Source organism: Agromyces sp. NPDC052230, from assembly GCF_040679595.1.
In the GTDB taxonomy this organism is placed as follows: Bacteria; Actinomycetota; Actinomycetes; order Actinomycetales; family Microbacteriaceae; genus Agromyces.
Genome location: NZ_JBFAVC010000007.1, coordinates 131,995 through 155,743, shown reverse-complemented (window position 1 = coordinate 155,743; position 23,749 = coordinate 131,995). Strand labels below are relative to the sequence as shown.

Genomic DNA, 23,749 nt, shown 5'->3' with positions numbered 1-23,749 from the left:
TTCGACCCTAGAGGGGCGTGACGTAGGCGGAGCTGATGCCGCCGTCGACGAGGAAGGTGGAGGCCGTGATGAACGACGCGTCGTCGCTTGCGAGGAATGCGACCGCCGCGGCGAGCTCCTCGGGTTCGGCGAACCGGCCCACGGGGATGTGCACGAGGCGTCGCTGGGCGCGTTCGGGGTCCTTGGCGAAGAGCTCCTGCAGCAGCGGCGTGTTGACCGGCCCCGGGCAGAGCGCATTCACGCGGATGCCCTGTCGGGCGAACTGCACGCCGAGCTCTCGGCTCATGGCGAGCACGCCGCCCTTCGAAGCCGTGTACGAGATCTGCGACGTCGCCGATCCGAGCACGGCCACGAACGAGGCCGTGTTGATGATCGAGCCCCGGCCCTGCGGAACCATGTGCCGCAGCGCCGCCCGCGAGCAGAGGTAGACCGACGTGAGGTTCACGTCCTGCACCTTCTGCCAGGCCGGCAGGTCGGTGGTCTCGATCGAGTCGTCGTCGGGCGGCGAGATGCCCGCGTTGTTGAAGGCGACGTCGACCGACCCGTAGACGCGGGCGGCCTCGTCGAACAGGTGGTTCACCTGCTCCTCGTCGGTCACATTCACCTGCACGAAGAGGCCGCCGACGAGCTCGGCGGCGGCGGGGCCCGCCGTGGCATCCATGTCGCCGATGACGACGTGCGCGCCCTCGGCGGCGAGCCGCTTCGCGGTGGCGAGGCCGATGCCGGAGGCGCCGCCGGTGATGACCGCGACACGGCCGGCGAGCCGCTGGGTCAGGTCGATGCGGGGGAGGTCTGCCATGGTGCTCCTTGGTTCAGGCCGGGTCGACGGCGATGAAGACGTTCTTCGTCTCGGTGAAGGCGAGGGGCGCGTCGGGTCCGAGCTCGCGGCCGAGGCCCGACTGCTTGAACCCGCCGAACGGGGTGCCGTAGCGCACCGACGAGTGCGAGTTGACGCTGAGGTTGCCCGACTCCACCGCACGGGCCACACGGATGCCGCGGCTGAGGTCGCGGGTCCAGATCGACCCCGAGAGCCCGTACTCGCTCGCGTTCGCGAAGCGGATGGCGTCGGCCTCGTCGTCGAACGGGAAGACCGACACGACCGGGCCGAAGATCTCCTCGCGCGCCGCCCGCGAATCGCGCGACGGCGTGAGCACGGTCGGCGCGAACCAGAATCCCGGCCCGTCGGGCGCGGCGCCGCGGAAGGCGACGTCGGTGTCGTCGGGCACGAACGAGCGGACCCGCTCCAGGTGCTGGCGCGCGACGAGCGGACCCATCTCGGTGCTCTCGTCGGCCGGGTCGCCGACCTTCACGCCCTGCACGGCCGGCTCGAGGAGTTCCATGAACCGCTCGTAGACGCTGCGCTCCACGAGGATGCGGCTGCGGGCGCAGCAGTCCTGACCGGCGTTCTCGAACACGCCGTAGGGCGCGGTGGCGGCCGCGCGCTCGAGGTCGGCATCGGCGAACACGATGTTGGCGCTCTTGCCGCCGAGCTCGAGGGTCACGCGCTTCACCTGGGCGGCGCAACCGGCCATGATGTGCTTGCCGACCTCGGTCGAGCCCGTGAAGACGACCTTGCGCACGGTCTCGTTCGTCACGAAGCGCTCGCCGACGACCGAGCCCTTGCCGGGGACCACCTGGAACAGGCCCTCGGGAAGCCCGGCCTCGAGGGCGAGTTCGGCGAGGCGCAGGCTCGTGAGCGGCGTCCACTCCGCGGGCTTCAGGACCACGGCGTTGCCGGCCGCGAGCGCCGGGGCGAAACCCCACGACGCGATCGTCATGGGGAAGTTCCACGGCGTGATCACGCCCACCACTCCGAGCGGCTCCTGGAACGTTACGTCGAGGCCGCCCGCGACGGGGATCTGCCGGCCGAAGAGCCGTTCGGGTGCCGCGGAGTAGTACTCGAGCACGTCGCGCACGTGGCCGGCCTCCCAGCGGGCCTGCCCGATCGGATGTCCCGAGTTGCGCACCTCGATCGTCGCGAGCTCCTCGACCGCGCCGTCGACCGCCGCGGCGAACCGACGCAGCATCCGCCCCCGGTCGACGGGGGCGACGGCCGCCCAGTCGCGCTGCGCGACGGCGGCGCGTGCGATCGCGGCATCCGTCTCCTCGATCGACGACGCCGTGACGGTCGTGACGACCGCTCCGTCGGCGGGGTTCACGATCGTGTGGCTCACGAGCGGCTCCTTCCCATGCGGTGGGTGCGGGCGGCGTCGACGAGGCCGGCGAAGAGCCGGCGGTCGGCGGCGTTCTCCTCGGGGTGCCACTGCACGGCGAGGCCGAACGGCACCGAGTCGAGCTCGACGGCCTCGATGACGCCGTCCTCGCTGCGGGCCGTGACAGTGAGCCCGTCGGCGACCTCGTCGAGCGCCTGGTGGTGGTAGAAGTGCACGGGCAGCGTACGGTGGCCCTCGCCGAGCACGGCCTCCAGCCGCGACCCCGGCTCGACGGCGACGTCGCCCTCGCCGAAGACCGCGGGGGCCGGCTGGTACTTCTCGCTGCCGACGACGTCGGGCAGGTGCTGCACGAGCGTGCCGCCGAGGGCCACATTGAGCACCTGGGCACCGCGGCAGATGCCGAGGAACGGCAGCTCCACGGCGATCGCCTCGGCGAGGAGGGCATCCTCCCACTCGTCGCGGTCGGTGCGCGGGGCGCCGGTACGCGGATGCGCCTCCTGGCCGTAGCGGGCGGGGTCGACGTCGGCGCCGCCCGACACGATCAGGCCGTCGAGCGTCGCGACGACGGAACGGGCGATCTCGCGGGAGACCGGCTGCGGTGGCAGCAGCACGGCGATGCCGCCCGCGTCGGTCACGGCGTCGAGGTACACCTTCGGCAGGAACGACGCGGGCACGTCCCAGACGCCCGTCTGCGCCTGCTCGAGGTAGGTGGTCACGCCGATGACGGGCGCGACCGCGTGGTGCGTGGTGCGGTCATCGCGCCCGTTCAGCTCAGAGTCGTTCGAAACCACGCACCCGCTCCCAATCCGTGACGGCCGCGTCATACGCGGCGAGCTCGACCTTGGCGTTGTTGAGGTAGTGGTCGACGACCTCGTCGCCGAAGGCCTCGCGTGCCAGCGCCGAGCCCGCGAAGAGGTCGGCCGACTCGCGCAGCGTCGCGGGCACCCGTGCCACGTCGCTCTCGTAGGCGTTGCCCACGAAGACGTCGCCTGGCTCGAGCTCGTTGTCGATGCCGTGCAGTCCGGCCGCGATGAGCGCGGCCACGGCGAGGTACTGGTTCACGTCGCCACCGGGCACCCGGTTCTCGACGCGCATGCCGAGCCCATGGCCCACCACGCGCAGGGCGCACGTGCGGTTGTCGAGGCCCCAGGCGATGGCGGTCGGCGCGAAGCTTCCGGGCACATAGCGCTTGTACGAGTTGATGTTCGGCGCCGAGAAGAGCGTGAGCTCGCGCATCGCGGCCACCTGACCACCCAGGAAGTGCCGGAAGAGCTTGGACATGCCGTGCGGGCCATCCGGATCGCTGAAGACCGCTGCGCCGTCGTCGCCCCGCAACGAGATGTGGATGTGGCAGCTGTTGCCCTCGCGCTCGTTGAACTTGGCCATGAACGTCAGCGACCTGCCGTGCCGGTCGGCGATCTCCTTCGCCCCGTTCTTGTAGATCGAGTGATTGTCGCACGTGCCGAGCGCGTCGGTGTAGCGGAACGCGATCTCCTGCTGGCCGAAGTTGCACTCGCCCTTCGCGCCCTCGCAGTACATGCCGGCGCCGTCCATGGCGTTCCGGATGTCGCGGAGCAGCGGCTCCATGCGGGTGGACGCGAGCAGGGCGTAATCGATGTTGTAGTCGCTCGCCGGCGTGAGGTCGCGATAGCCCTTGCGCCAGGCGTCGCGGTACGAGTCGTCGAAGACGATGAACTCGAGTTCGGTGCCGACGAATGCGGTGAGCCCGCGTTCGGCGAGACGGTCGAGCTGTCGTTGCAGGATGCGCCGCGGTGACGCCTCGACGGGGCGCCCGTCGAGCCACTGCAGGTCGGCGGTCACGAGCGCCGTGGCTTCGAGCCAGGGCGCCATGCGGAGCGTGGCGAGGTCGGGTACGAGGGCCATGTCGCCGTAGCCGCGCTCCCAGCTCGACATCTCGTAGCCGTCGACGGTGTTCATCTCGACGTCGACCGCCAGCAGGTAGTTGCATGCCTCCGCGCCGTGCTGTGCGACTTCTTCGAGGAAGAGCCGCGCCGACGAGCGTTTGCCGATGAGACGCCCCTGCATGTCGGTGAAGGCCACCACCACGGTGTCGACGTGGCCATCGGCCACGGCGCTGCGAAGCTGGTCGAGCGAGAGGTATCCGGTCGGTGCCGACATCCGTGAGCTCCTCCTCGAGCGAGTGAAAAGGTCTGCAATGTCGACCATTACATCACAGTCGCGAGCGCCGACGACAGCGCGAATCAGCGGGACCTCGGCACCCAGTCGCAGTGACCCCCGAAAAAAGGTCTGTACGGGCGACCATTGCTCGCCCTATAGTCATGCCACACGCATCGCACCCCGCGCCCGCCCCCAGGGCTTCGCGCGATGAGAGAGCAAGGGAGCCGTCATGGCGAAAGACACCCTCCGGGTCTCGGGAGTGAAGTACACGACCGCCGAATCCGGGTACTTCGAGAAACGCCGGCTCACCCGCGCGGCCGGCGTCTGGGGCCTCTGGGGCCTCGCGGTCGCGGCGGTCATCTCGGGCGACTTCTCCGGCTGGAACTTCGGCATCGACTTCGCGGGCTTCGGCGGCATGCTGATCGCCTTCGCGATCCTCGTCGCCATGTACTACGGCCTGATCTTCTCGATCGGGGAGATGGCGTCGGCGATGCCGCACACGGGCGGCGCCTACTCGTTCTCCCGCGCGGCCATGGGGCCGTGGGGTGGATTCATCACCGGCCTCGCCGAGACCATCGAGTACGTCGCGACGACCGCGGTCATCGTGTACTTCTCGGCGGCCTACGCCGACGGCATCACGAGCGAGCTGCTGGGCTTCTCGATGCCCGCGTGGATCTGGTGGGTCATCCTCTACCTGGTCTTCATCGCGCTGAACTCGGCGGGCGCGAACATCTCGTTCAAGTTCGCGATCGTCGTGTCGATCATCTCGATCGGGATCCTGCTCGTCTTCTCGGCAATGGCACTGTTCTCCGGCCAGTTCGCCTGGGACAACCTCTTCGACATCGCTCCCGATGCCGGCCAGACCGCGTTCCTGCCGCACGGCGTCCTGCCGATCCTCTTCGCGCTGCCGTTCGCGATGTGGTTCTTCCTCGGCATCGAGGAACTGCCGCTCGCCGCCGAGGAGTCGCACGACCCGGTGCGCGACATCCCGCGAGCCGGCCTCTGGGCACGTGGCACGCTCATCATCACCGGCCTGCTCGTGCTGTTCCTCAACACGGGCGTCATCGGTGCCGAGGCCACGGGATCGGCGGGGGAGCCGCTCCTCGACGGGTTCCGGGCGATCGTCGGCGACCAGCTCGCCGCGCTGCTCGCGCTGTTCGCGCTCGTCGGCCTGCTCGCCTCGCTGCAGGGCATCATGTTCGCCTACGGCCGCAACATGTACTCGCTCTCGCGCGCAGGGTACTACCCGAAGTTCCTCTCCCTCACGGGTGCACGCCAGACGCCCTGGGTCGCCCTCGTCGCCGGCGGGATCATCGGCTTCGTCGCGCTCGTCGTGGTCGACGCGGCCGGTGGCGCTGGCGGCGTCGCCGGTGCGATCGTGCTGAACATCGCGGTGTGGGGCGCGGTGCTCGCGTACCTGCTGCAGATGGTGGCGTTCATCATCCTGCGACGCAAGTACCCGAACGCCAGCCGTCCGTACCGCAGCCCGTGGGGCATCCCCGGGGCGGTCGTCGCCGCCGTGATCGCGGCGCTCATCTTCCTCGGGTTCCTCCTCAACCCGACCTTCCTGCCCGCCATCATCGCGATCATCGTGGTGTACGCGGTCATGCTCCTCGTGTTCGCCCTCTGGGGCCGCCACCGCCTCGTGCTCTCGCCCGAGGAGGAGTACGCCGTCTCGGGCGGCCTGCACGGCGACCCGCAGAAGGAGGGCTACGGCGGCCGGGTCGAGGAGGAGCTCCTCGCGGCCGACGGCGTCGACTCGTCGGGGGGCGGATCCGACAAGGTCTAGAGCGGTGGCGACGGGCGGCGAGCGGATATCTCGCCGCCCGTCTCCCGTGCGCCCCGGCGGTAGGCTCGAGACCAATACCAAAGGCGCGGCGATCCCGCGCGCAACGAGGCAATGGAGCCAACACCGTGTCGATGACCCGACCCGACCACCTGCCCGAGCACACCATCGCGGAGGAGCACGTGACGAACCCAGCCGATCCCCAGCCGGTCACTCGAACGGAGACCGATTCGCTCGGCACCGTCGAGGTTCCGGCCGACGCGTACTGGGGCGTGCACACCATGCGCGCGCTCGAGAACTTCCCCATCTCGAAGCGTCCCATCTCGGTCTACCCCGAGCTCATCGTGGCCCTCGCCTCGGTGAAGCAGGCGGCCGCGCGCGCGAACCGCGAGGTCGGCGTGATCAGCGCCCAGAAGGCGGCCTGGATCGACGAGGCCTGCCAACGCATCATCGACGGCGAGCATCACGACCAGTTCGTCGTCGGGGTGATCCAGGGCGGCGCCGGCACGTCGACGAACATGAACGCGAACGAGGTCATCACGAACCTCGCGCTGGAGGTCGCGGGCTACGCCAAGGGGCGTTACGACATCCTGCACCCCATCGACGACGTCAACCGCAGCCAGTCGACGAACGACACCTATCCGACGGCGCTCAAGATCTCGCTCGCGTTCTCACTGAAGACGCTGCTCGCCGAGCTCGAGCTCCTGCGCCAGTCGTTCGGGCGCAAGGCCGACGAGTTCCACGGCATCCTCAAGGTCGGCCGCACCCAGATGCAGGACGCGGTGCCGATGACCCTCGGCCAGGAGTTCCACGGCTTCGCCACCACGCTCGGCGAGGATCACGCCAGGCTCACCGAGACCATCTGGCTGCTCTCCGAGATCAACCTGGGCGCCACCGCGATCGGTACGGGCATCACCGCCGACCCCGGGTACGCCGCTGCGGCCGTGCGCCACCTGCGCGAGATCACGGGGCTGAACCTCGAGACCGCGCCCGACCTCATCGAGTCGACGAGCGACGCCGGCGCGTTCATGTCGTTCTCGGGATCGCTGAAGCGCAGCGCCATCAAGCTGTCGAAGATCTGCAATGACCTGCGACTGCTCTCCTCCGGCCCGCAGGCGGGTCTCGGCGAGATCAACCTCCCGCCGCGGCAGGCCGGCTCGAGCATCATGCCGGGAAAGGTGAATCCCGTCATCCCCGAGGCGGTCAGCCAGGTGGCCTATGCGATCGCGGGCACGGATGTCACGGTCACCATGGCGGCCGAGGCCGGTCAGTTGCAGCTCAACGCCTTCGAACCCGTCATCGCGCACTCGCTGCTGCAGTCGATCACGTGGATGCGCCAGGCGTGCTGGACGCTGCGCGTGAACTGCGTCGACGGCATCACCGCGAACGTCGATCGCCTCAACGCGATGGTGGCGTCGAGCGTCGGCGTCATCACGGCGCTCATCCCGTTCATCGGCTACACGGCGGCGGCCACGCTCGCGAAGCAGGCGCTGACGACCGGGCGGCCGGTGGCCGATCTCGTGGTCGAGGCCGGGCTCATGACCCGCCACGACGTCGAGCGGCAGCTGGCGCCGTCGCGCCTCTCTGGCATGCACCCCGTCACCCAGACGATTCCCGTCATCGACATGCACGGCGAGCCCTCGGAGTGAGTACCGCGCACTGACCGAGCGGATGCCGCATCATCGCGAGGCGGCCGCCGAGCCGCGCCGCGGTTCCGGAATCGGAGCGGGCGCGACCGGCGGTCGTCGTCACATGGGCGGATGACTCAGCTGGTCGCGTCGGCCCCGGCATCCGCGTCGACGCCCGACTCGGCGTGCTCGCCCTGCTCCGCGTGCCCGCCCCGCTCGGCGTGATCGCATTCGCCCGCGCCCGCGCCCTCGCCACCGGTGCCGCGCTCGCCGGTGTGCCCGCCCGTGCCGCCGGCGCCCATGCGTCCCTGGCCCGTGCCGCCGGTCTCGTCCGTCGTCTCGGTGGCCGTCGCGCCGTAGCGGTGCTGGTGCTGCTTCTGGTGCTGCGACTGGCTCGTCGCCGAATCGGTCGCGGTCTCGGACGGTGCCGCATTCGCGGCGGACGCGGCACCCATCGTGAGGGTGCCCACGACGGCCGCACCGGCGAGGCCGGCCATGATCGCGCCCGCTCGGCGCACGCGGCGGCCCTGCCGTGCATTCGTCGGCGAGCCGGTGGAGGTGCTGGTCTGGTCGTTCATGGGGGGTTGATCCTTTCGTCGTCGGCACCGGGGGAGATGCCGTACGACCACGGTCGCGACATGGCCTATGCGGGCGCTTTGACGACCCGGCGGGACTGCTGGATGTCGCGTGGCAAAGCCCTGAGGGGCCGGACCGTGATCAGACGACGCGGCAGTGCGTGGTGAGGGAGCCGATGCCCTCGATGCTGACCGTGACGGTGGCGCCGTCGTGCAGGAACACCTGGGGATTGCGGGAGTACCCGGCACCGCCGGGGCTGCCGGTCGAGATGAGCGTGCCGGGCGGGATCGTGGCCGACCGCGAGAGGTAGGAGATGATCTCGGCGACGGTGCGCACCATCTCGTTGGTGGAGGCATCCTGCAGAATGCGGCCGTCGAGGTTCGTCGTGAGCCAGAGGTCCTGCGGGTCGGGCACCTCGTCGGCGGTGACCACCACGGGGCCCGTGGGCGTGAAGCCGTCGAAGGACTTGCAGCGCGACCACTGCGCCTCGCTGAACTGCAGGTCGCGCGCGGTAATGTCGTTGACGATGGTGTAGCCCCACACGTAGTCGAGCGCGTCGCGCACGTGCACGCCGCGGGCGGGACGGCCGATGATCACGCCGAGTTCGGCCTCGTAGTCGACCTGCTTGGTGAGGTCCTCGGGCCAGGTGGTCGTGGCGCCATGCCCCGAGAGGGAGTTGGGCCAGAGTGAGAAGATCGTCATCGCCGTCTCGGAGCGCAGTTTCAGCTCGGAGGCGTGGGCGGCATAGTTGGCGCCGATCGCGATGATCTGGGCGGGCCGCAGCACGGCCGACGCGTGGCGCAGCTCGTGCAGGGGCGTGAGTGCGCTGCCCGAGGCGAGCGCCGAATCGACCGCCTCACGCACGTGGGCGAGGCCGCTCGGGCCTCGCTCGATGAGGTCTTGGAGGTCGCGCGGCGGTGTCGGCATGATCTCGTCGAGGAAGAGCGCCGCCTCGGCGACGACCACCGAGAGTCGAGGGGTGAGCTGGCCTTCGACTCTCAGGTGCGCGAACTTCACTCCTTCAGGCTATCGGGCGGCCTTGAGGCGAAGCTGTGCGCCGAAGACAACGAAGTCGAGCGGCCATGAGCGGATGTCGACAAGCACCGTCGGACGTCAACGGAGCGGGCCTCGATCGGCCGGCGCGGCGGCACGCCACAGGTGCATCGAGGCGTAGCTGCGCCACGGCGCCCATCGCGCACCCGCGGCGTCGAGCTCTTTCGCGGAGGACGGGAGTCGCAGCCGCGCGGCTCCGTTGCGCAGCGCAAGGTCGCTCGTGAGCAGGATGTCGGGCGCACGCGTGACCCGCATGGCGAGGTAGCCGGCCGTCCACGGGCCGATGCCGGGCAGCGCGAGGAGGTCGGCCACGAGCTCCTCCCGGTCTCGCTCGGGTGCGACGACGAGTTCTCCCGAGTCGAGCCGACGCGCCACCTCGACGATCGAGCGGATGCGGGCGCGAGGGCCGCGCAACACGGATTCGCCGCCCATGGCGATCGCGGCCGCGGTGGGGAAGAGCAGGTCGGGCTCGTCGTCGGACATGGCGAGCACGCGCTCGCCGAGCTCGGCCGCAAGTCGGCCGAGCGCCGTGCGTGCCGACGCGACCGACACCTGCTGCCCGATGAGGGCGCGGAACACGAGTTCGTGGGCGTCGAGGCACCCGGGTACGCGCATGCCGGGCACGGCGGCAACGGATGCCGCGAGCGCCGGGTCGGCGGCGAGGGCCGCGTCGATCGCCACGGCGTCGGCGTCGAGGTCGAAGAGGCGCCGTACCCTGGCCACCAGCGGCGCGAGGTCGGCGAGGGTCGCGAGCCGTGCCTCGATGTCGATGGCGGGCGCGGCGGCTTCGGGGTCGGCCGTGAGGGCGACGAGGGCCGGGCCGCCCGGAAGTCGCAGGGTGCGCCGGTACCTCCTGGCTTCGGCCGCCTCGACGCCCGGAAGCGCCCGCGCCCGGAGCCAGGCGAAGACGCCGGCCGCGTCGAACGGCGCCCGGGCGGGAAGGCGCAGCCGCACGAAGCCCGTCGTATCGCCGGTCGCATCTGCCGCGGCACCCGCCCGCGAGGTCACGTCCGCCGCAGAGGAGGCCGTGGCCCCTGTCGAGGCCGCCGCCGACCGCCCGCGCCGGCGCAGCCGCGCCGCCGCTCGGAGCTCGAGCGGGCTGCGCTCGTAGACCTCGCGGATGGTGTCGTTGAACTGCCGCACGCTGCCGAACCCCGACGCGAACGCGACGTCGGTGACGGGGAGCGTGGTGGCGGTGAGCAGCGACCGAGCCGTCTGCGCGCGATGCGCGCGGGAGAGCGCCAGCGGCCCCGCGCCGAGCTCGGCCGTGAGCACGCGAGTGAGGTGCCGCGGCGTGTAGCCGAGCCGTGCTGCCAACCCCGGCACGCCCTCGCGCTCGACGACGCCGTCGGCGATGAGGCGCATGGCGCGGGCGGCGAGGTCGTCGCGCAGGTCCCACTGGGGGGAGCCGGGAACGGCGTCGGGCAGGCACCGCTTGCAGGCGCGCAGCCCCGCCTCGTGGGCGGCCGCCGCGGTGAGGTAGAAGCTCACGTTCGTGGGCTTCGGCGAGACCGCGGGGCAGCTCGGCCGGCAGTAGATGCCCGTGGAGTGCACGCCCGTGATGAACTGGCCGTCGAAGCGCGCGTCGCGAGACTGCATGGCGCGGTAGCGCTCGGCGAAGACGGGATCGTCGAGGGGATCGGCGGTCGATCTGATGGTGCGGGCGGCGGTGCTCATGCCTCCAGCGTCGCACGGCCCGCCGACATCGACTGGCGGAAATCGGACATGGCCCGCGTCGCTAGGGTGGAGGGATGCCGCACGCCACGCTCGCCCGCCTGCAGGAGGCCCTCGGGGCATCCGTCTCCACCGACGCCGACGTGCTCGACGCGAGCCGCGAGGATCGGTCGGGATGGCGCAGCGCGACCCCGCCGCTCGCGGTGGTGCACGCGGCATCCGTCGCCGAGGTGCAGCAGGTCATGCGCCTCGCCCACGAGACCGGAACGCCCGTGGTGCCGCGCGGTGCCGGCACCGGACTCGCGGGTGGCGCCATCGCGAGCCCCGGCGCGATCGTGCTCGACCTGTCGCGCATGAACCGGGTCCTCGAGATCTCCGAGGCCGACGAGCTCGCGGTCGTCGAGGCCGGCGTGCTCAACGGCGACCTCAACGACGCGCTCGCCCCGCTCGGACTCTGGTTCGCACCAGACCCGGCGAGCCGCGCCATCTCCTCGATCGGCGGCAACATCGCGACCAACGCCGGCGGCCTCCTCTGCGCGAAGTACGGGGTGACCCGCGAGGCGGTGCTCGGGCTCGTGGTCGTGCTCGCCGACGGGCGCCTCCTGCGCACCGGCCACCGCACCGTGAAGGGCGTGACGGGCTACGATCTCACGGCGCTCATGACGGGCTCCGAGGGCACCCTCGGCGTCATCGTCGAGGCCACCGTGCGCCTGCGCCCGATCGCGCGCGGCGAGGTGGTCACGGTCGCCGCGGCGTTCCCCGACGTCGATTCGGCCGCCGCGGCATCCGCCGCCGTGACCGCCGCCCGCATCCGCCCGGCGGTGCTCGAACTCATCGACGCTGCCGGGCTCGCCCGGGTCGCCGCCCACCTCGGGCCCGACGGCATCGCCGGCACCCCCATCGAGCACATCGCGCCCGGCGAGACGTTCCTGCTCGCGCAGAGCGACGCCGAGGGCGCCGGCAGCGAGGCCGACACGATCGCCGAGATCTTCGCCGCCGCCGGTGGCCGGGTCTCGCGATCGGCGGATGCCGCGGCCGGCGAGCGCCTGCTCGACATTCGCCGCGCCATGCACCCGGCGCTCGCCGCCTCGGGACAGGTGCTCATCGAGGACGTCGCCGTGCCCCGCTCACGGCTGCCCGAGATGTTCCGCGCGATCGACGAGATCGGCCGCCGGTACGGCATCGAGATCCCCACCATCGCGCACGCGGGCGACGGCAACCTGCACCCGAACTTCGTGTTCACGGGCGACGAGGTGCCGGCGGATGTCTGGGCCGCGGCCGACGACATGTTCCGCACTGCGGTCGCGCTCGGCGGCACCCTCACGGGCGAGCACGGCGTGGGCATCCTGAAGCGGCGGTGGCTCGCCGACGAGCTCGGCGACGACTCGTTCGGGCTGCAGCGCGGGATCAAGGCGCTCTTCGACCCGGCGGGCATCCTCAATCCGGGCGTGATGTTCGAGGCGTGATGCCCGCGGCATCCACTCGCTGACCGCCGTGGTCGATATGCTGCGCGAGTGAGCTCTCCGCAGTCGTCGCCGGCACCCAACCCGTCGCCGTCGCCGCCGCTCTGGTCGGCACCGCCGCCGCGCGCCCGGGCTGGCGGCGGCGCGTTCGCGGCCGTCGGCATCGTGGTGGCCGGCGTCGTCGGCCTCCTCGTGATCGCCTACCTCGCGCTCGGACTCGGGGTTTCGGCCCTCGTCATCGGCTCGGTGCTCGCGCTCGTGCCGCTCATGATCGTGCTGCTCGCCGTGCGCTGGGTCGACCGCTGGGAGCCCGAGCCGAGATGGGCGCTGTGGTTCGCGTTCCTCTGGGGCGCCGCGGTCTCGGTCGCGGTCGCCCTCATCGTCGACCTCGGCGTGCAACTCGCGCTCGCCTTCGCCGCATCCGGTCGGCCCGACGAGGCCATGCAGGCGGTCGTGCAGGCGCCGATCGTCGAGGAGCTCGCGAAGGGCATCGGGGTGCTCCTGATCTTCGCGTTCCGGCGCTCGCACTTCGACGGCCCGGTCGATGGGCTCGTCTACGGGGCCACCGTCGCGGCCGGCTTCGCCTTCACGGAGAACATCCTGTACTTCGGTGCGGCCCTCGCCGAGGGCGGGGCGGCCGGACTCGGCGCCACCTTCGTGGTGCGCGGGCTGTTCTCCCCGTTCGCGCATGTGCTCTTCACGGCGTGCACGGGTCTCGCCCTCGGCATCGGCGCGCGTCGCGGGGGAGGTGTGGGCGTGATCGGCTGGTTCCTCCTCGGCCTCGTCGCGGCCGTGCTCCTGCACGGGTTCTGGAACGGCTCGCTCGCGTTCGCGAGCGATGCGATCGGCCTGTACTTCACGGTGCAGGTTCCGATCTTCATCGGGTTCATGCTGATCACCTGGTTCCTCCGTCGCGAGGAGATGCGGGTCACGCGCATGCGCCTCGCGGAGTACGGCGCGGCCGGCTGGTTCAGCCCGGCCGAGGTGGAGATGCTCGCGACGCCGGCCGGGCGCCGGCAGGCGGTTGCGTGGGCGCGATCGCAGACCCCGCCGCGCACCGCCACGATGCGCAAGATGATCACGGATGCCACGCACCTGGCCTTCACACGTCACCGGATCGTCACGGGTCGCGGCGGCAGCCGGGCGGCCGCCGACGAGCACGCCCTGCTCACCGCCGTGACGGCCGACCGGGCGGCGCTGGTGCGCTGAGCGACGAGGAAGCCTCGCACACAAGAGACTCGCCGCCCTGTGGTGTGGCAATGCCGACATCTCTACCAGGCGACGAGTTCTCGAATTCCAGCGTGCAGGCTGTTCGCAGTCAGCGCAAGAGCGTGGTGGACGGTTGTCCCTGTGGCCCCCGTCGGTTTGGATGGAACGCATGACTGACACCAACAGCAAGCCCGAGGTCGACGCGCCCGAGGGCCCGGCCCCCGCAGACCTCGTCATCGAGGACGTCGTGGAGGGCACCGGCGCCGAGGCGAAGCCCGGCTCGACCGTCGACGTGCACTACCTCGGCGTCGAGTACGAGACCGGCGAGGAGTTCGACTCGTCGTGGAGCCGCGGCCAGTCCATCAACTTCCCGCTGCAGGCCCTCATCGCCGGCTGGCAGGAGGGGATCCCCGGAATGAAGATCGGCGGCCGTCGCAAGCTGACCGTGCCGCCCGAGAAGGCGTACGGGCCCGCCGGCGGCGGACACCAGCTGTCGGGCAAGACGCTCATCTTCGTGATCGACCTGCTCGGCGTGAGCTGAGCTTCGTCCACCCACCCGAGGAGGCCGCCGGTGAATCCGGCGGCCTCCTCGCGTACTGCGCGAGTTTTCCGCGCAATGGATGACGCCGGACGTGGGGGACCCGGCAGGGGTTAGCATCGAAATACCTATCCCGAGAGGCACGACGACGTGACCCAGACCAGTGCGCCGACGCGCAGCAGCTCCACCAGCACGATGCTTCCGGCGTTCGCGCCGTTCCTCGTCGCCGCGGTGCTGCACCTGGTGATCCTCGAGACGGGGCCCGGCTGGGCGGTGACCGGCACGAAGGCGCTGCTCATGCCGCTGCTCGTGCTGGCGGTCGTGGTCGTGGCCCGGCCGCTGGCCGGTGCGATCGGCGCGACCGGTCGGCTGCTCGTGCTCGCGATCGCCCTCTCCTGGGCCGGTGACGTCGCCCTCTCGTTCCCCGGCACCGTCGCATTCATCATCGGCCTCGGATGCTTCCTCTGCGCGCACGTCGTCTACATCGCGCTGTTCCTCCGGATGCCCGGGGCCGGCCGCCGCCCGCCGGCGTGGACGCTCCTCTACCTCCTCTGGTACGCCGGGTTCCTCGCGCTCCTGGGCCCGCACACCGGAGCGCTCTTCGCACCCGTCGCGCTCTACGGACTCGTGCTGGCGGCCATGGCGGCGACCGCGGCCTGGCACGGCCCGCTCGTCGCGGCCGGCGGCGCGTTGTTCGTGATCTCCGACTCGGTGCTCGGTCTCGGCCGCTTCCTGCCGGTCTACGACTTCCCCCTGCACGACCTCGTCGTCATGTCGAGCTATCTCGCGGCGCAGGGGCTCATCGCAGTCGGAGTGCTGCGCATGCTTCGAACGGAACGGTGGTGATCTCCATGTCACGCATCACGGCACGGCGCCGCGTCGCCCGCTACACGCTCGGCGAGCGCACCTCGCGACGCGAGGACGAACTCACGGTCGAGGAGCCTCTCGAGGTGCGCGTCGGCGGCACAGCGCTCGCCGTCACGATGCGCACCCCCGGGCACGATATCGAGCTCGCACTCGGCCTTCTCGTCTCCGAGGGGGTGCTGCGCCGTCGCGACGACGTGCTCGGCGCCCGACACTGCGCCGGCGATCCCCTCGAGGGCTCCGGCGAGTACAACGTCGTCGACGTGACGCTCGCGCCCGGTGTCGCTCCGCCCGCGGCATCCGCTCAGCACGCGCTCATCATGACGAGCGCCTGCGGGCTCTGCGGCAAGGACTCGATCGATGCCGTTCGCTCGAAGTCGGCGTTCGAGGTCATGGACGACCCTGTGCGCCTCGACCCCGCCTGGCTTGCGGGGCTTCCCGACCGGATGCGCGACGCCCAGGCGGTGTTCGCGCGCACGGGCGGCCTGCATGCCGCTGCGCTCGTCGACGTCGAGCGCGACGAGATCCTCGTCGTGCGCGAGGACGTGGGTCGCCACAACGCCGTCGACAAGGTCGTCGGATGGGCGCTGCGCGAGGACCTGCTGCCGTTGCGGGGCACCGTGCTCGTCGTCTCGGGTCGCGCGGGCTTCGAGCTCGCGCAGAAGGCGTCGATGGCGGGCATCCCCGCGCTCGCCGCGGTGTCGGCCCCATCGTCACTCGCCGTCGACCTCGCCAACGAGGTCGGAATGACGCTCGCGGGCTTCGTCCGCGGGGCGTCCCTCGTCGTCTACGCCGGAGATGAGCGGATGACATCCGCCGCTGCACCATTGGAGGTTCGAGCATGAGTCGGGACATCTCTCCCAACGCCGAGTACCCCGACCTGGAGGTCGGGCACCCCAAGCACGAGGCCGTGGGCCCCGAGGCGATCCTCCGCACGCTCGACACGACGATCCGCGGTCTCGGGCCGGCACGTGCCGCGCGCCTGCTCCTCGACATCAACCAGAAGGACGGCTTCGACTGCATGAGCTGCGCGTGGCCCGACCCGGGCGACCGCAACAAGCTCGAGTTCTGCGAGAACGGCGCGAAGGCCATCACCTGGGAGGCCACCCCCGTGAAGGTCGAGCGCTCGTTCTGGGCGGAGCATCCGGTGTCGTCGATGCAGGATGCCACGGAGTACTGGCTCGGCCAGCAGGGGCGCCTCATCGAACCCGTGTACAAGGCCGCCGGCAGCGACGTGTACGAGCCCATCGGCTGGGATGCCGCGTTCGAGCTCATCGGCGAGCGGCTGCGAGGTCTCGACTCGCCCGACGAGGCGGCCTTCTACACGAGCGGTCGCACCGCGAACGAGACGGCGTTCCTGTACCAGCTCTTCGTGCGCGCGTTCGGCACGAACAACCTGCCGGACTGCTCCAACATGTGCCACGAATCGACGGGCACCGCGATGGGCGAGGTGCTCGGGGTCGGCAAGTCGACCGTCACCTACGACGACTTCGGCAAGTCCGACCTCATCATCGTCATGGGGCAGAATCCGGGCACGAACCATCCGCGCATGCTGTCGGCGCTCGAGGTGACCAAGCGAAACGGCGGCTCGATCGTGGCGGTGAATCCGCTCCCCGAGGCCGGGCTCATCCGGTACAAGAACCCGCAGAAGGTGCGCGGTGTCATCGGCAAGGGCACGCCCATCGCCGACCAGCACCTGCAGATCCGGTCGGGTGGCGACCTGGCCCTGCTGCAGGCGGTGTCGAAGCGCGTGCTCGACGCCGAGGCGGCGGCCCCCGGCACGGTGCTCGACCACGAGTTCCTCGCCGAGCACACCGCCGGCTTCGAGGTGTTCGCCGACGGGCTCGCCGACCTCGACGAGGCGGAGGTGCTCGCGGCGACGGGGCTGTCGTCGGCGGAGATCGACGAACTCGCGGCCCGCTACATGGCCGCCGACCGCGTCATCATCACGTGGGCGATGGGCCTCACGCAGCAGCGCCGGGCGGTCGACACGATCAAGGAGATCGTGAACCTGCTGCTGCTGCGCGGCAACATCGGCAAGCCGGGCGCGGGTGCCTCACCGATCCGCGGGCACTCGAACGTGCAGGGCGACCGCACGATGGGCATCTGGGAGAAGATGCCCCCGCAGTTCCTCGACGCGCTCTCGCGGGAGTTCTCCTTCGAACCGCCGCGCAAGGACGGACTCGACGCCGTCGACGCGCTGCACGCCATGCGCGACGGACGGGTGAAGGTGTTCATCGCGCTCGGCGGCAACTTCGTGGGCGCCATCTCCGACACGGCGATCGCCGAGGCGGCCATGCGGGGCGCCGACCTCACGGTGCAGATCTCCACGAAGCTCAACCGGTCGCACGTGGTCACCGGGAAGGAGGCGCTCATCCTGCCGACGCTCGGCCGCACCGAGGTCGACCTGCAGGAGACCGGGCCGCAGTTCGTCTCGGTGGAGGACACCGTGTGCGCAGTGCACGCGTCGCACGGCAGCATCCCGCCGATCTCCGATGAGGTGCGCAGCGAGATCGCCATCGTCGCCGGCATGGCGCGAGCGACGCTCGGGGAGTCGACCGGCATCGACTGGAGCGGGATGGAGCGCGACTACGACGTGATCCGCGACCACATCAGCCGGGTCATCCCCGGGTTCGAGCGGTACAACGACGACGTGCGGCGCCGCGACGGCTTCGTGCTGCCGAACGGGCCGCGCGACTCTCGCACGTTCCGAACTTCGACCGGCAAGGCGCAGTTCAGCGCGAATGTGCTCGAGGCCATCGAGTGCCCGCCCGGGCGGCTCATCCTGCAGACGCTGCGATCGCACGACCAGTTCAACACGACCGTGTACAGCCTGAACGACCGGTATCGCGGCATCAAGAAGGGCCGTGACGTCGTGTTCGTGAACCCCGACGACCTCACCGAGCTCGGCCTCGCCGACGGCGACCGGGTCGACGTGGTGAGCGAGTGGCCTGGCGAGCCCGACCGTGTGCTGCCGAACCAGCGCATCGTCTCGTACCCCACGGCGCGCGGATGTGCGGCGGCGTACTTCCCCGAGGCGAACGTGCTGGTGTCGCTCTCGAGCACCGCGATCGGCAGCAATACGCCGGTGTCGAAGGCCGTCATCGTGCGGCTGGAGCCGGTGGGCGCGAGGTCGACGAGCTCCGACCGGGAGGGCACGCGCGCGGCGGTCTGAAAAAAAGTTCGGATGCGATGCATCCGTTTGCATGGATTCTCCGGAAACAGGTGGTGAAGGACATTCACCGCCCCACGTGGGCCGCATCTGGAGGACACCATGAAGAAGACCATCGTTGCCGCCGCGCTGGGAGCCGGCGCACTCGTGGCATTCGCCGGCGCAGCGCCGGCGACCGCCGCACCCACCGACACCGCCATGCTGTCGGTGCTGCACGGCGTGCCCGGCCTCACGGTCGACGTCTACGTCAACGACGAACTGACGCTCGACGACTTCGAGCCGGGCGATCTCGCCGGGCCGCTCGAACTGCCGGCCGGCACCTACACCGTCGCCATCACGGCGTCCGATGCAGCGGATGCCTCGTCGCCCGCGATCGGGCCGATCGACCTGCCGCTCGAGGGCGGCGTCAACTACACGGCCGTCGCTCACCTGAACGAGGGCGGCGACCCGACCGCGACGCTCTTCACCAACGACACGTCGCAGATGGCGGCAGGCCAGGGCCGACTGACCGTGCGCCACGTCGCCGCGGCACCTGCCGTGGACGTGCTCGCCGGCGGCAGCCCCGTGATCACGGCGCTCGCCAATCCGGCTGAGGCGAAGCTCGACCTCGCCGCCGGCACCGTCTCCGCTGCCGTCGCGGCGACCGGCACGACCGAGCCGGTGCTCGGGCCGGCCGACGTCGAGGTGGCCGAGGGCGCGAACACCATCGTGTACGCGTGGGGCAGCCTCGAGGCCGACAACCTCGACCTCGCCGTGCAGACCGTCGCGGTCGCCGGCATGAACTCCAGCCCTGACGGCGTTCCCGCCGGCTCGGCCGGCATGGTCGCCACCAACGGACAGGACTCCGGAGCCCCCGTCTGGGCTGCGGTGATCGGAGCGTCGCTGCTGGCAGCGGTCGCACTCCTCGCGGGTGTGGCGCGTCGCCGGTCGGCGGCTCGAGCGGAACGCTGAGTCACATGCTCCGGGCGAGGGTCGCGAGCGGGGTCGTGGGGGCGGCCTCGATCGCGGCCCTCGCCGCACTCGTGCTCCTGACATTGGTCGGGTGCACGGTGCCCGGGGGTGAGGGGTCGGCGAGCGGCACGGCCGCCGCGGAATCCGCAACGCCCTCCGCGTCGTCGCCGGCTCGCGCGCCGGTGCCCGACATCCCGCGCACGTCGGCTTCGCTCGCCGACCGTCCGGCGCTGTCGGCGCCCGCGCCGGTCCGGCTCGTGGTGCCCGACCTCGGCATCGACGTGCCCATCGAATCGGTGGGACTCGACGATCAGGGACGCATGGGCCTCCCCGCGAATCCGGCGATCGGCGCCTGGTACCGCTTCGGCTCAGCACCGGGTGACGCGACCGGCTCGACCGTGATCGCCGCGCACGTGGACTCGGCCGTCTACGACATCGGGCCGTTCGCCCGGCTGGCGGGGGCGCCGGCGGGCACGCGTGTCGAGGTCACGACCGCCGACGGCCTGGTGCACGCGTACGCGTTCCAGTCCACGGCGGTGCTGCCGAAGGAGTCGATCGACTGGTCGGATGCGTTCGCACGCGACGGCAGCCCGAGGCTGACGCTCGTCACGTGCGGGGGCGAGTTCGACTACGACGCCCGTCGATACCTCAGCAACGTCATCGTGACCGCGATACCGATCGGATGACCGGCGATGGTTATGCTGATCGAAGCGGTGGAACCGACCCGGCCGGTGGTGGCCTTCCCGGTTCCCCGGGGGCGGATCGACGGTCGACGAGGGGGTGGCTGGCGCGAGGTGAGTGCTGCGGACTCCGACGCGAACGACGACCTGCTCGTCGCCGGCTTCAGGGCGGGCGACGCGGTGGCGTTGCGTGACGCGTATGCGCGCTGGGGTCCGCTCGTGTTCCGCCTGGCACTGCGGTCGCTCGGCGACCGGTCGGATGCCGAGGACGTCACGCAGCAGGTGTTCATCTCGGCGTGGCGGGGACGCGCCGGGTTCGACCCGGCGAAGTCGGCCCTCGGTGCCTGGATCGTGGGCATCACCCGGCACCGCATCGCCGACGCGCACGAGGCTCGGTCGCGGCGGCAACGGCTGGGCGACACCCTCGCCGCCGCGGCCATCACGTCGCCGCCCGTTCAGCACGACGACCTCGCCGAACGCGCGATGGTCGCCGAGGAGCTCCAGCGCCTCGAGCCGGTGCCGAGGCGGGTCATGCGGCTGGCGTTCTTCGACCAGCTGAGCCACACCGAGATCGCCGAGACGCTCGACCTGCCGGTCGGCACCGTGAAGAGTCATATCCGACGTAGCCTGATGCGCATGCGCACCCGATGGGAGGTGGACGATGGGGCACATCGAGCCTGACGAACTCGCCGTCCTCGCCATCGAGAGGCAGGAGCCCGACGCGGCCGCCCGCGATCATCTCGACACATGCGCCGAGTGCCTCGCGGAGTACGAGGCGTACGCCCACACCGCGGCCCTCGGCCGTGGCGGAGTGCCCGACCAGGGCGATGACCTGCCGTCGTCGGCCGTCTGGGGCGGCATCCATGCCGAACTGGGGCTCGATCGCGCGCTCGCAACCGACCCGCTTTCCGGGGAGGTGCGTACCGCGCCGGCACCCGAAGGGCCGGCTCCGGACGCGCCGGCCCCGGCGCCGTCTCCGCGCGGCGGCGGCGGCACCCGCGCCAAGTGGTGGACGTTCGCATTGGCCGCGGCCGTCGTGGGCATCCTCGCCGGCGTCGCCCTCGGGTTCGGCATCGCCCGCACCGGGTCGCCGCCCCCGCAGACCGTGCTCGCCCGGGCCGCGCTCGAACCGTTCCCCGGCTGGGAGGCGAGTGGTGAGGCCCTCGTCGAGGAGGACGCCGACGGCGCCCGGTCGATCGTCGTCGACCTCGACGCGCCCGTTCCGTCGGGATCGGTGCGGGAGGTCTGGCTGATCAGGTCGGATGCCTCGGGGCTCGTGAGCCTCGGCCTGCTCGACGGGACATCGGGTCGGTTCGTCGTCCCGAACGGGGTCGACCTCGGCGAGTTCCCGATCGTCGATGTCTCGGCCGAACCCCTCGACGGGGAGCCGGCGCACTCGGGCGACTCGATCGTGCGTGGCGAGCTGCACGAAGACGAGACGTGATCGCCGACGTCAGGCGTCGCGGTCGGGCCTCCTGAGGCCGCGGTCGGATCCGTTGAAGGGTCGAGCCCGTTGCGGCTCGGCGGTCTCCTGCACACGCTTCACGAGTCGGCGCCACGGGCCGGTGAGCTGGCGCTCGGCGAGGGTCGTCTCGTGCGGATCGCAGCGGATGCGGTAGATGTAGCGGTCGGGTTCGGGCGGCACGGGCGGCGGCTGCTCCCAGGGGATCTGCCGAATGAGCAGGTACCAGTCGTCGCGGTCGGGTTGCTCGTCGACGTGGACGTGCCAGACGAGCCGGAGCCCCGCCAGGCCGCCGCTTCGCGACACGATGACGTCCATGTCGTGATGCTACTCCGGCGGGGGCACCCCGAGTCCGACCTCGGCCCAACTGCCGGCGATGGCCCGCGCCTCTCGCGAGGTGCTGCCATACCGGTCGTACGCAGCTCGCACGATCTCGAGGGCGAACGTGCGGAAGTCGCTCGTCGGCCGCAGCCGCCCAGAGGTGAGCACGTCGTACCAGATGCGTCCGGTGTGCTCCCACGCGAACCCGCCGAGCTCGATGGAGGCGAGCGCGAACGCGCGATTCGGGATGCCGGAGTTCAGGTGAACGCCGCCGTTGTCCTCGTCGGTCTCGATGTATCGGTCGAGGTGGCCGGGCTGCGGGTCACGACCGAGCACGTCGTCGTCGTAGGCGGTGCCGGGCTCGATCATGGAGCGGATGGCTCGGCCCTCGACGGCGTCGGTGAACACGCCCTCGCCGATGAGCCACGTTGCCGACTCGGCGTCCTGTCCCATGGAGTACTGCTCGACGAGCGCCCCGAAGACGTCGGAGACGTGCTCGTTGAGGGCGCCCGACTGCCCCTGGTAGCGCAGCTTGGCGGTGCGCTCGGTGACGCCGTGCGCGAGCTCGTGGCCGATCACGCTGAGCGATCTCGTGAACCCATGGAAGATCTCGCCGTCGCCATCGCCGAACACCATGCGCTCGCCGTCCCAGAAGGCGTTGTCGTAGCGGTCGCCGAAGTGCACGGTGGCCTCGAGGGGCATGCCGGCGTCGTCGATGGAGTCGCGGGCGAACACGCGCGCGAACATCTCGAAGGTGTCGCCGAGACCCTCGTAGGCCTCGTCGACCGCCTGGTCGCCGGTCTCGGGCTGGCCCTCACGGCGCACGAGGCGGCCGGGCAGCACGTCGGTGCCCTCGGCGTCGGAGATGCGCCGGTCGGGCTGCGGCGCCATGCCGGGCGCCGCGGCCGGTCGCTCGTCGCGCGCGGCGTGGTCATGGATGACGAACGAGGGCGGTTCGCCGGGGATGCGCCACTCCAGCATCGACCAATCGCGTACGAGCGAACGACGGGCGGCGTCGGCCGCGAGGTCGAAACGCGGGTCGTGGCTCGCCGCGATGCGGGCGAGCAGGTACGGCGGCACGATCGCCGCGTGTCGCGACGGATGGGGTGAGGGCCTGAGCATCCGCGTCATGCACCGATCGTGGCATGATCCGCCGACAGCCGCGTGCGACTTGCCGCGCGCACCCCGGCTTGCGAAGCTTGGGTGATGACCGCCGCCACTCTCGCCGCCCCATCCGAGGTGCGCACCCACCCGATCGGCCTCGTGCCGGCGGCGCTCGTGTGCGGCGCGGCCGTGCTGCTGTTCGGGTTCATGCTGCTGATCCCGGGCTACCTCATGCTCATCGCCGGGCTGCTCGCGGCGTGGCTCACCGACCGTTCGGGCCGCACGAGCCGGCTCCTCGCCGACCTCGCGCTCATCGCGCTCGGTCAGGTCATCATCTCGACCATCTCGCTCAAGGCCGACATCAGCTACCCGAGCATCGTGCGCTTCGCCGTCGTACTCGGCGGGGCGGTCGTGGTGCCGTACGTCATCTCGCGCTACGTCTACGGCGACCGGGTCATCCGCTTCCCGTGGCGCACCGGTCGCAGGTGGACGCGCACGCAGTGGCTCTACCTCATCGGGGTCATCGCGGCCGGATGGCTCATCCTGCCGTTCTACTTCATCACCTCGGGCGTCTACACGAACTGGCCCACCGTGACCGAGGCCGACGAGATCGCGCGACTCTTCGTCGGCGTCAACGCCGTCGGCACGTGGGACGAGCTGTTCTTCATCTGCACGGTGTTTGCGCTGCTCCGACGACATTTCCCGACGTGGCAGGCGAATATCCTGCAGGCCGTCGTGTTCGTATCGTTCCTGTGGGAGCTCGGCTACCAGTCGTGGGGGCCGCTGCTCACGATTCCGTTCGCCCTCATCCAGGGCTACACGTTCAAGCTCACGAAGTCGCTCACCTATGTGCTCGTCGTGCATCTGCTCTTCGACGCGATCGTGTTCATGGTGATCGTCTACGCGCACAACGGCTGGCCGGCGATCTTCCCGCTCGTGCCGGTGTAGGGGCAGC

General features: G+C 70.9%; 22 protein-coding genes. 13 read left to right on the top strand and 9 right to left on the bottom strand.

What is annotated here, in order from left to right; all coding sequences use genetic code 11:
* Window positions 1–7: 7 nt before the first annotated feature.
* Genes AB0K73_RS16050 through AB0K73_RS16035 form a run of 4 tightly spaced genes read right to left on the bottom strand, consistent with a single transcriptional unit; the run spans window position 8 to window position 4,313 of the window.
* Window positions 8–799, bottom strand: coding sequence for a 3-oxoacyl-ACP reductase (locus AB0K73_RS16050; RefSeq protein ID WP_360515074.1), 792 nt, complete (start codon window positions 797–799; stop codon window positions 8–10).
* Window positions 800–812: 13 nt separating this feature from the next.
* Complete coding sequence (locus tag AB0K73_RS16045) at window positions 813–2,174, bottom strand: aldehyde dehydrogenase family protein (protein ID WP_360515077.1); 1,362 nt, start codon at window positions 2,172–2,174, stop codon at window positions 813–815.
* On the bottom strand, window positions 2,171–2,965 hold the full coding sequence (locus AB0K73_RS16040) for a gamma-glutamyl-gamma-aminobutyrate hydrolase family protein (protein ID WP_360515080.1): 795 nt from the start codon (window positions 2,963–2,965) through the stop codon (window positions 2,171–2,173). Before AB0K73_RS16040 ends, AB0K73_RS16045 begins: the two co-directional genes overlap by 4 nt.
* The gene (locus AB0K73_RS16035; protein ID WP_360515083.1) at window positions 2,946–4,313 is read right to left on the bottom strand and encodes a glutamine synthetase family protein; all 1,368 of its coding nucleotides are present in this window, start codon (window positions 4,311–4,313) and stop codon (window positions 2,946–2,948) included. The genes AB0K73_RS16040 and AB0K73_RS16035 overlap by 20 nt, the downstream gene beginning before the upstream one ends.
* 229 nt (window positions 4,314–4,542) lie before the next feature.
* Between AB0K73_RS16035 and AB0K73_RS16030 the strand changes: the two genes are divergently transcribed.
* Entirely contained in the window at window positions 4,543–6,102 is a 1,560-nt protein-coding gene (locus AB0K73_RS16030; RefSeq protein ID WP_360515086.1) for an amino acid permease, read from the top strand.
* A gap of 131 nt (window positions 6,103–6,233) precedes the next feature.
* Entirely contained in the window at window positions 6,234–7,748 is a 1,515-nt protein-coding gene (locus AB0K73_RS16025) for an aspartate ammonia-lyase (RefSeq protein ID WP_360515089.1), read from the top strand.
* A 116-nt stretch (window positions 7,749–7,864) separates the two neighbouring features.
* Here AB0K73_RS16025 and AB0K73_RS16020 read toward each other — a convergent pair whose 3' ends face one another.
* The 3 genes from AB0K73_RS16020 to AB0K73_RS16010 form a co-directional block, all read right to left on the bottom strand.
* Window positions 7,865–8,305, bottom strand: coding sequence for a hypothetical protein (locus AB0K73_RS16020; RefSeq protein WP_360515092.1), 441 nt, complete (start codon window positions 8,303–8,305; stop codon window positions 7,865–7,867).
* Between the two features lie 139 nt (window positions 8,306–8,444).
* A complete protein-coding gene (locus tag AB0K73_RS16015) occupies window positions 8,445–9,320 on the bottom strand; it encodes a fumarylacetoacetate hydrolase family protein (protein WP_360515095.1) in 876 nt (291 codons plus the stop codon).
* A 96-nt stretch (window positions 9,321–9,416) separates the two neighbouring features.
* A complete protein-coding gene (locus AB0K73_RS16010) occupies window positions 9,417–11,033 on the bottom strand; it encodes an AlkA N-terminal domain-containing protein (RefSeq protein ID WP_360515098.1) in 1,617 nt (538 codons plus the stop codon).
* Window positions 11,034–11,107: 74 nt separating this feature from the next.
* Here AB0K73_RS16010 and AB0K73_RS16005 point away from each other — a divergent pair, with 74 nt between their 5' ends.
* The 10 genes from AB0K73_RS16005 (at window position 11,108) to AB0K73_RS15960 (ending at window position 21,351) form a co-directional block, all read left to right on the top strand.
* A complete protein-coding gene (locus tag AB0K73_RS16005; protein WP_360515101.1) occupies window positions 11,108–12,496 on the top strand; it encodes an FAD-binding oxidoreductase in 1,389 nt (462 codons plus the stop codon).
* Window positions 12,497–12,544: 48 nt separating this feature from the next.
* Window positions 12,545–13,702, top strand: coding sequence for a PrsW family intramembrane metalloprotease (locus AB0K73_RS16000; protein WP_360515104.1), 1,158 nt, complete (start codon window positions 12,545–12,547; stop codon window positions 13,700–13,702).
* A 169-nt stretch (window positions 13,703–13,871) separates the two neighbouring features.
* The gene (locus tag AB0K73_RS15995) at window positions 13,872–14,243 is read left to right on the top strand and encodes an FKBP-type peptidyl-prolyl cis-trans isomerase (RefSeq protein WP_360515107.1); all 372 of its coding nucleotides are present in this window, start codon (window positions 13,872–13,874) and stop codon (window positions 14,241–14,243) included.
* Between the two features lie 147 nt (window positions 14,244–14,390).
* A complete protein-coding gene (locus AB0K73_RS15990) occupies window positions 14,391–15,086 on the top strand; it encodes a lysoplasmalogenase (protein ID WP_360515110.1) in 696 nt (231 codons plus the stop codon).
* A gap of 5 nt (window positions 15,087–15,091) precedes the next feature.
* Window positions 15,092–15,949, top strand: coding sequence for a formate dehydrogenase accessory sulfurtransferase FdhD (gene fdhD, locus AB0K73_RS15985; RefSeq protein WP_360515113.1), 858 nt, complete (start codon window positions 15,092–15,094; stop codon window positions 15,947–15,949).
* Window positions 15,946–18,279 (top strand): FdhF/YdeP family oxidoreductase, encoded by a 2,334-nt coding sequence (locus tag AB0K73_RS15980; RefSeq protein WP_360515116.1) that lies wholly within the window; start codon window positions 15,946–15,948, stop codon window positions 18,277–18,279. Before fdhD ends, AB0K73_RS15980 begins: the two co-directional genes overlap by 4 nt.
* A gap of 99 nt (window positions 18,280–18,378) precedes the next feature.
* Complete coding sequence (locus tag AB0K73_RS15975; RefSeq protein WP_360515119.1) at window positions 18,379–19,227, top strand: DUF4397 domain-containing protein; 849 nt, start codon at window positions 18,379–18,381, stop codon at window positions 19,225–19,227.
* Window positions 19,228–19,232: 5 nt separating this feature from the next.
* Complete coding sequence (locus AB0K73_RS15970; protein ID WP_360515122.1) at window positions 19,233–19,913, top strand: class F sortase; 681 nt, start codon at window positions 19,233–19,235, stop codon at window positions 19,911–19,913.
* Between the two features lie 108 nt (window positions 19,914–20,021).
* A complete protein-coding gene (locus tag AB0K73_RS15965) occupies window positions 20,022–20,588 on the top strand; it encodes a sigma-70 family RNA polymerase sigma factor (protein ID WP_360515125.1) in 567 nt (188 codons plus the stop codon).
* Window positions 20,569–21,351: an anti-sigma factor gene (locus AB0K73_RS15960; protein ID WP_360515128.1), complete on the top strand. Its 783-nt coding sequence runs from the start codon at window positions 20,569–20,571 to the stop codon at window positions 21,349–21,351. The genes AB0K73_RS15965 and AB0K73_RS15960 overlap by 20 nt, the downstream gene beginning before the upstream one ends.
* A 9-nt stretch (window positions 21,352–21,360) precedes the next feature.
* Here the strand turns inward: AB0K73_RS15960 and AB0K73_RS15955 are convergent, their stop codons facing one another.
* Window positions 21,361–21,687 (bottom strand): protealysin inhibitor emfourin, encoded by a 327-nt coding sequence (locus AB0K73_RS15955; RefSeq protein WP_360515131.1) that lies wholly within the window; start codon window positions 21,685–21,687, stop codon window positions 21,361–21,363.
* Window positions 21,688–21,696: 9 nt separating this feature from the next.
* The gene (locus AB0K73_RS15950) at window positions 21,697–22,821 is read right to left on the bottom strand and encodes a M4 family metallopeptidase (protein ID WP_360515134.1); all 1,125 of its coding nucleotides are present in this window, start codon (window positions 22,819–22,821) and stop codon (window positions 21,697–21,699) included.
* A gap of 75 nt (window positions 22,822–22,896) precedes the next feature.
* On the opposite strand from AB0K73_RS15950, the gene AB0K73_RS15945 reads away from it, so the two are divergent.
* Entirely contained in the window at window positions 22,897–23,742 is an 846-nt protein-coding gene (locus AB0K73_RS15945; protein ID WP_360515136.1) for a CPBP family intramembrane glutamic endopeptidase, read from the top strand.
* The last annotated feature ends 7 nt before the right edge of the window (window positions 23,743–23,749 follow it).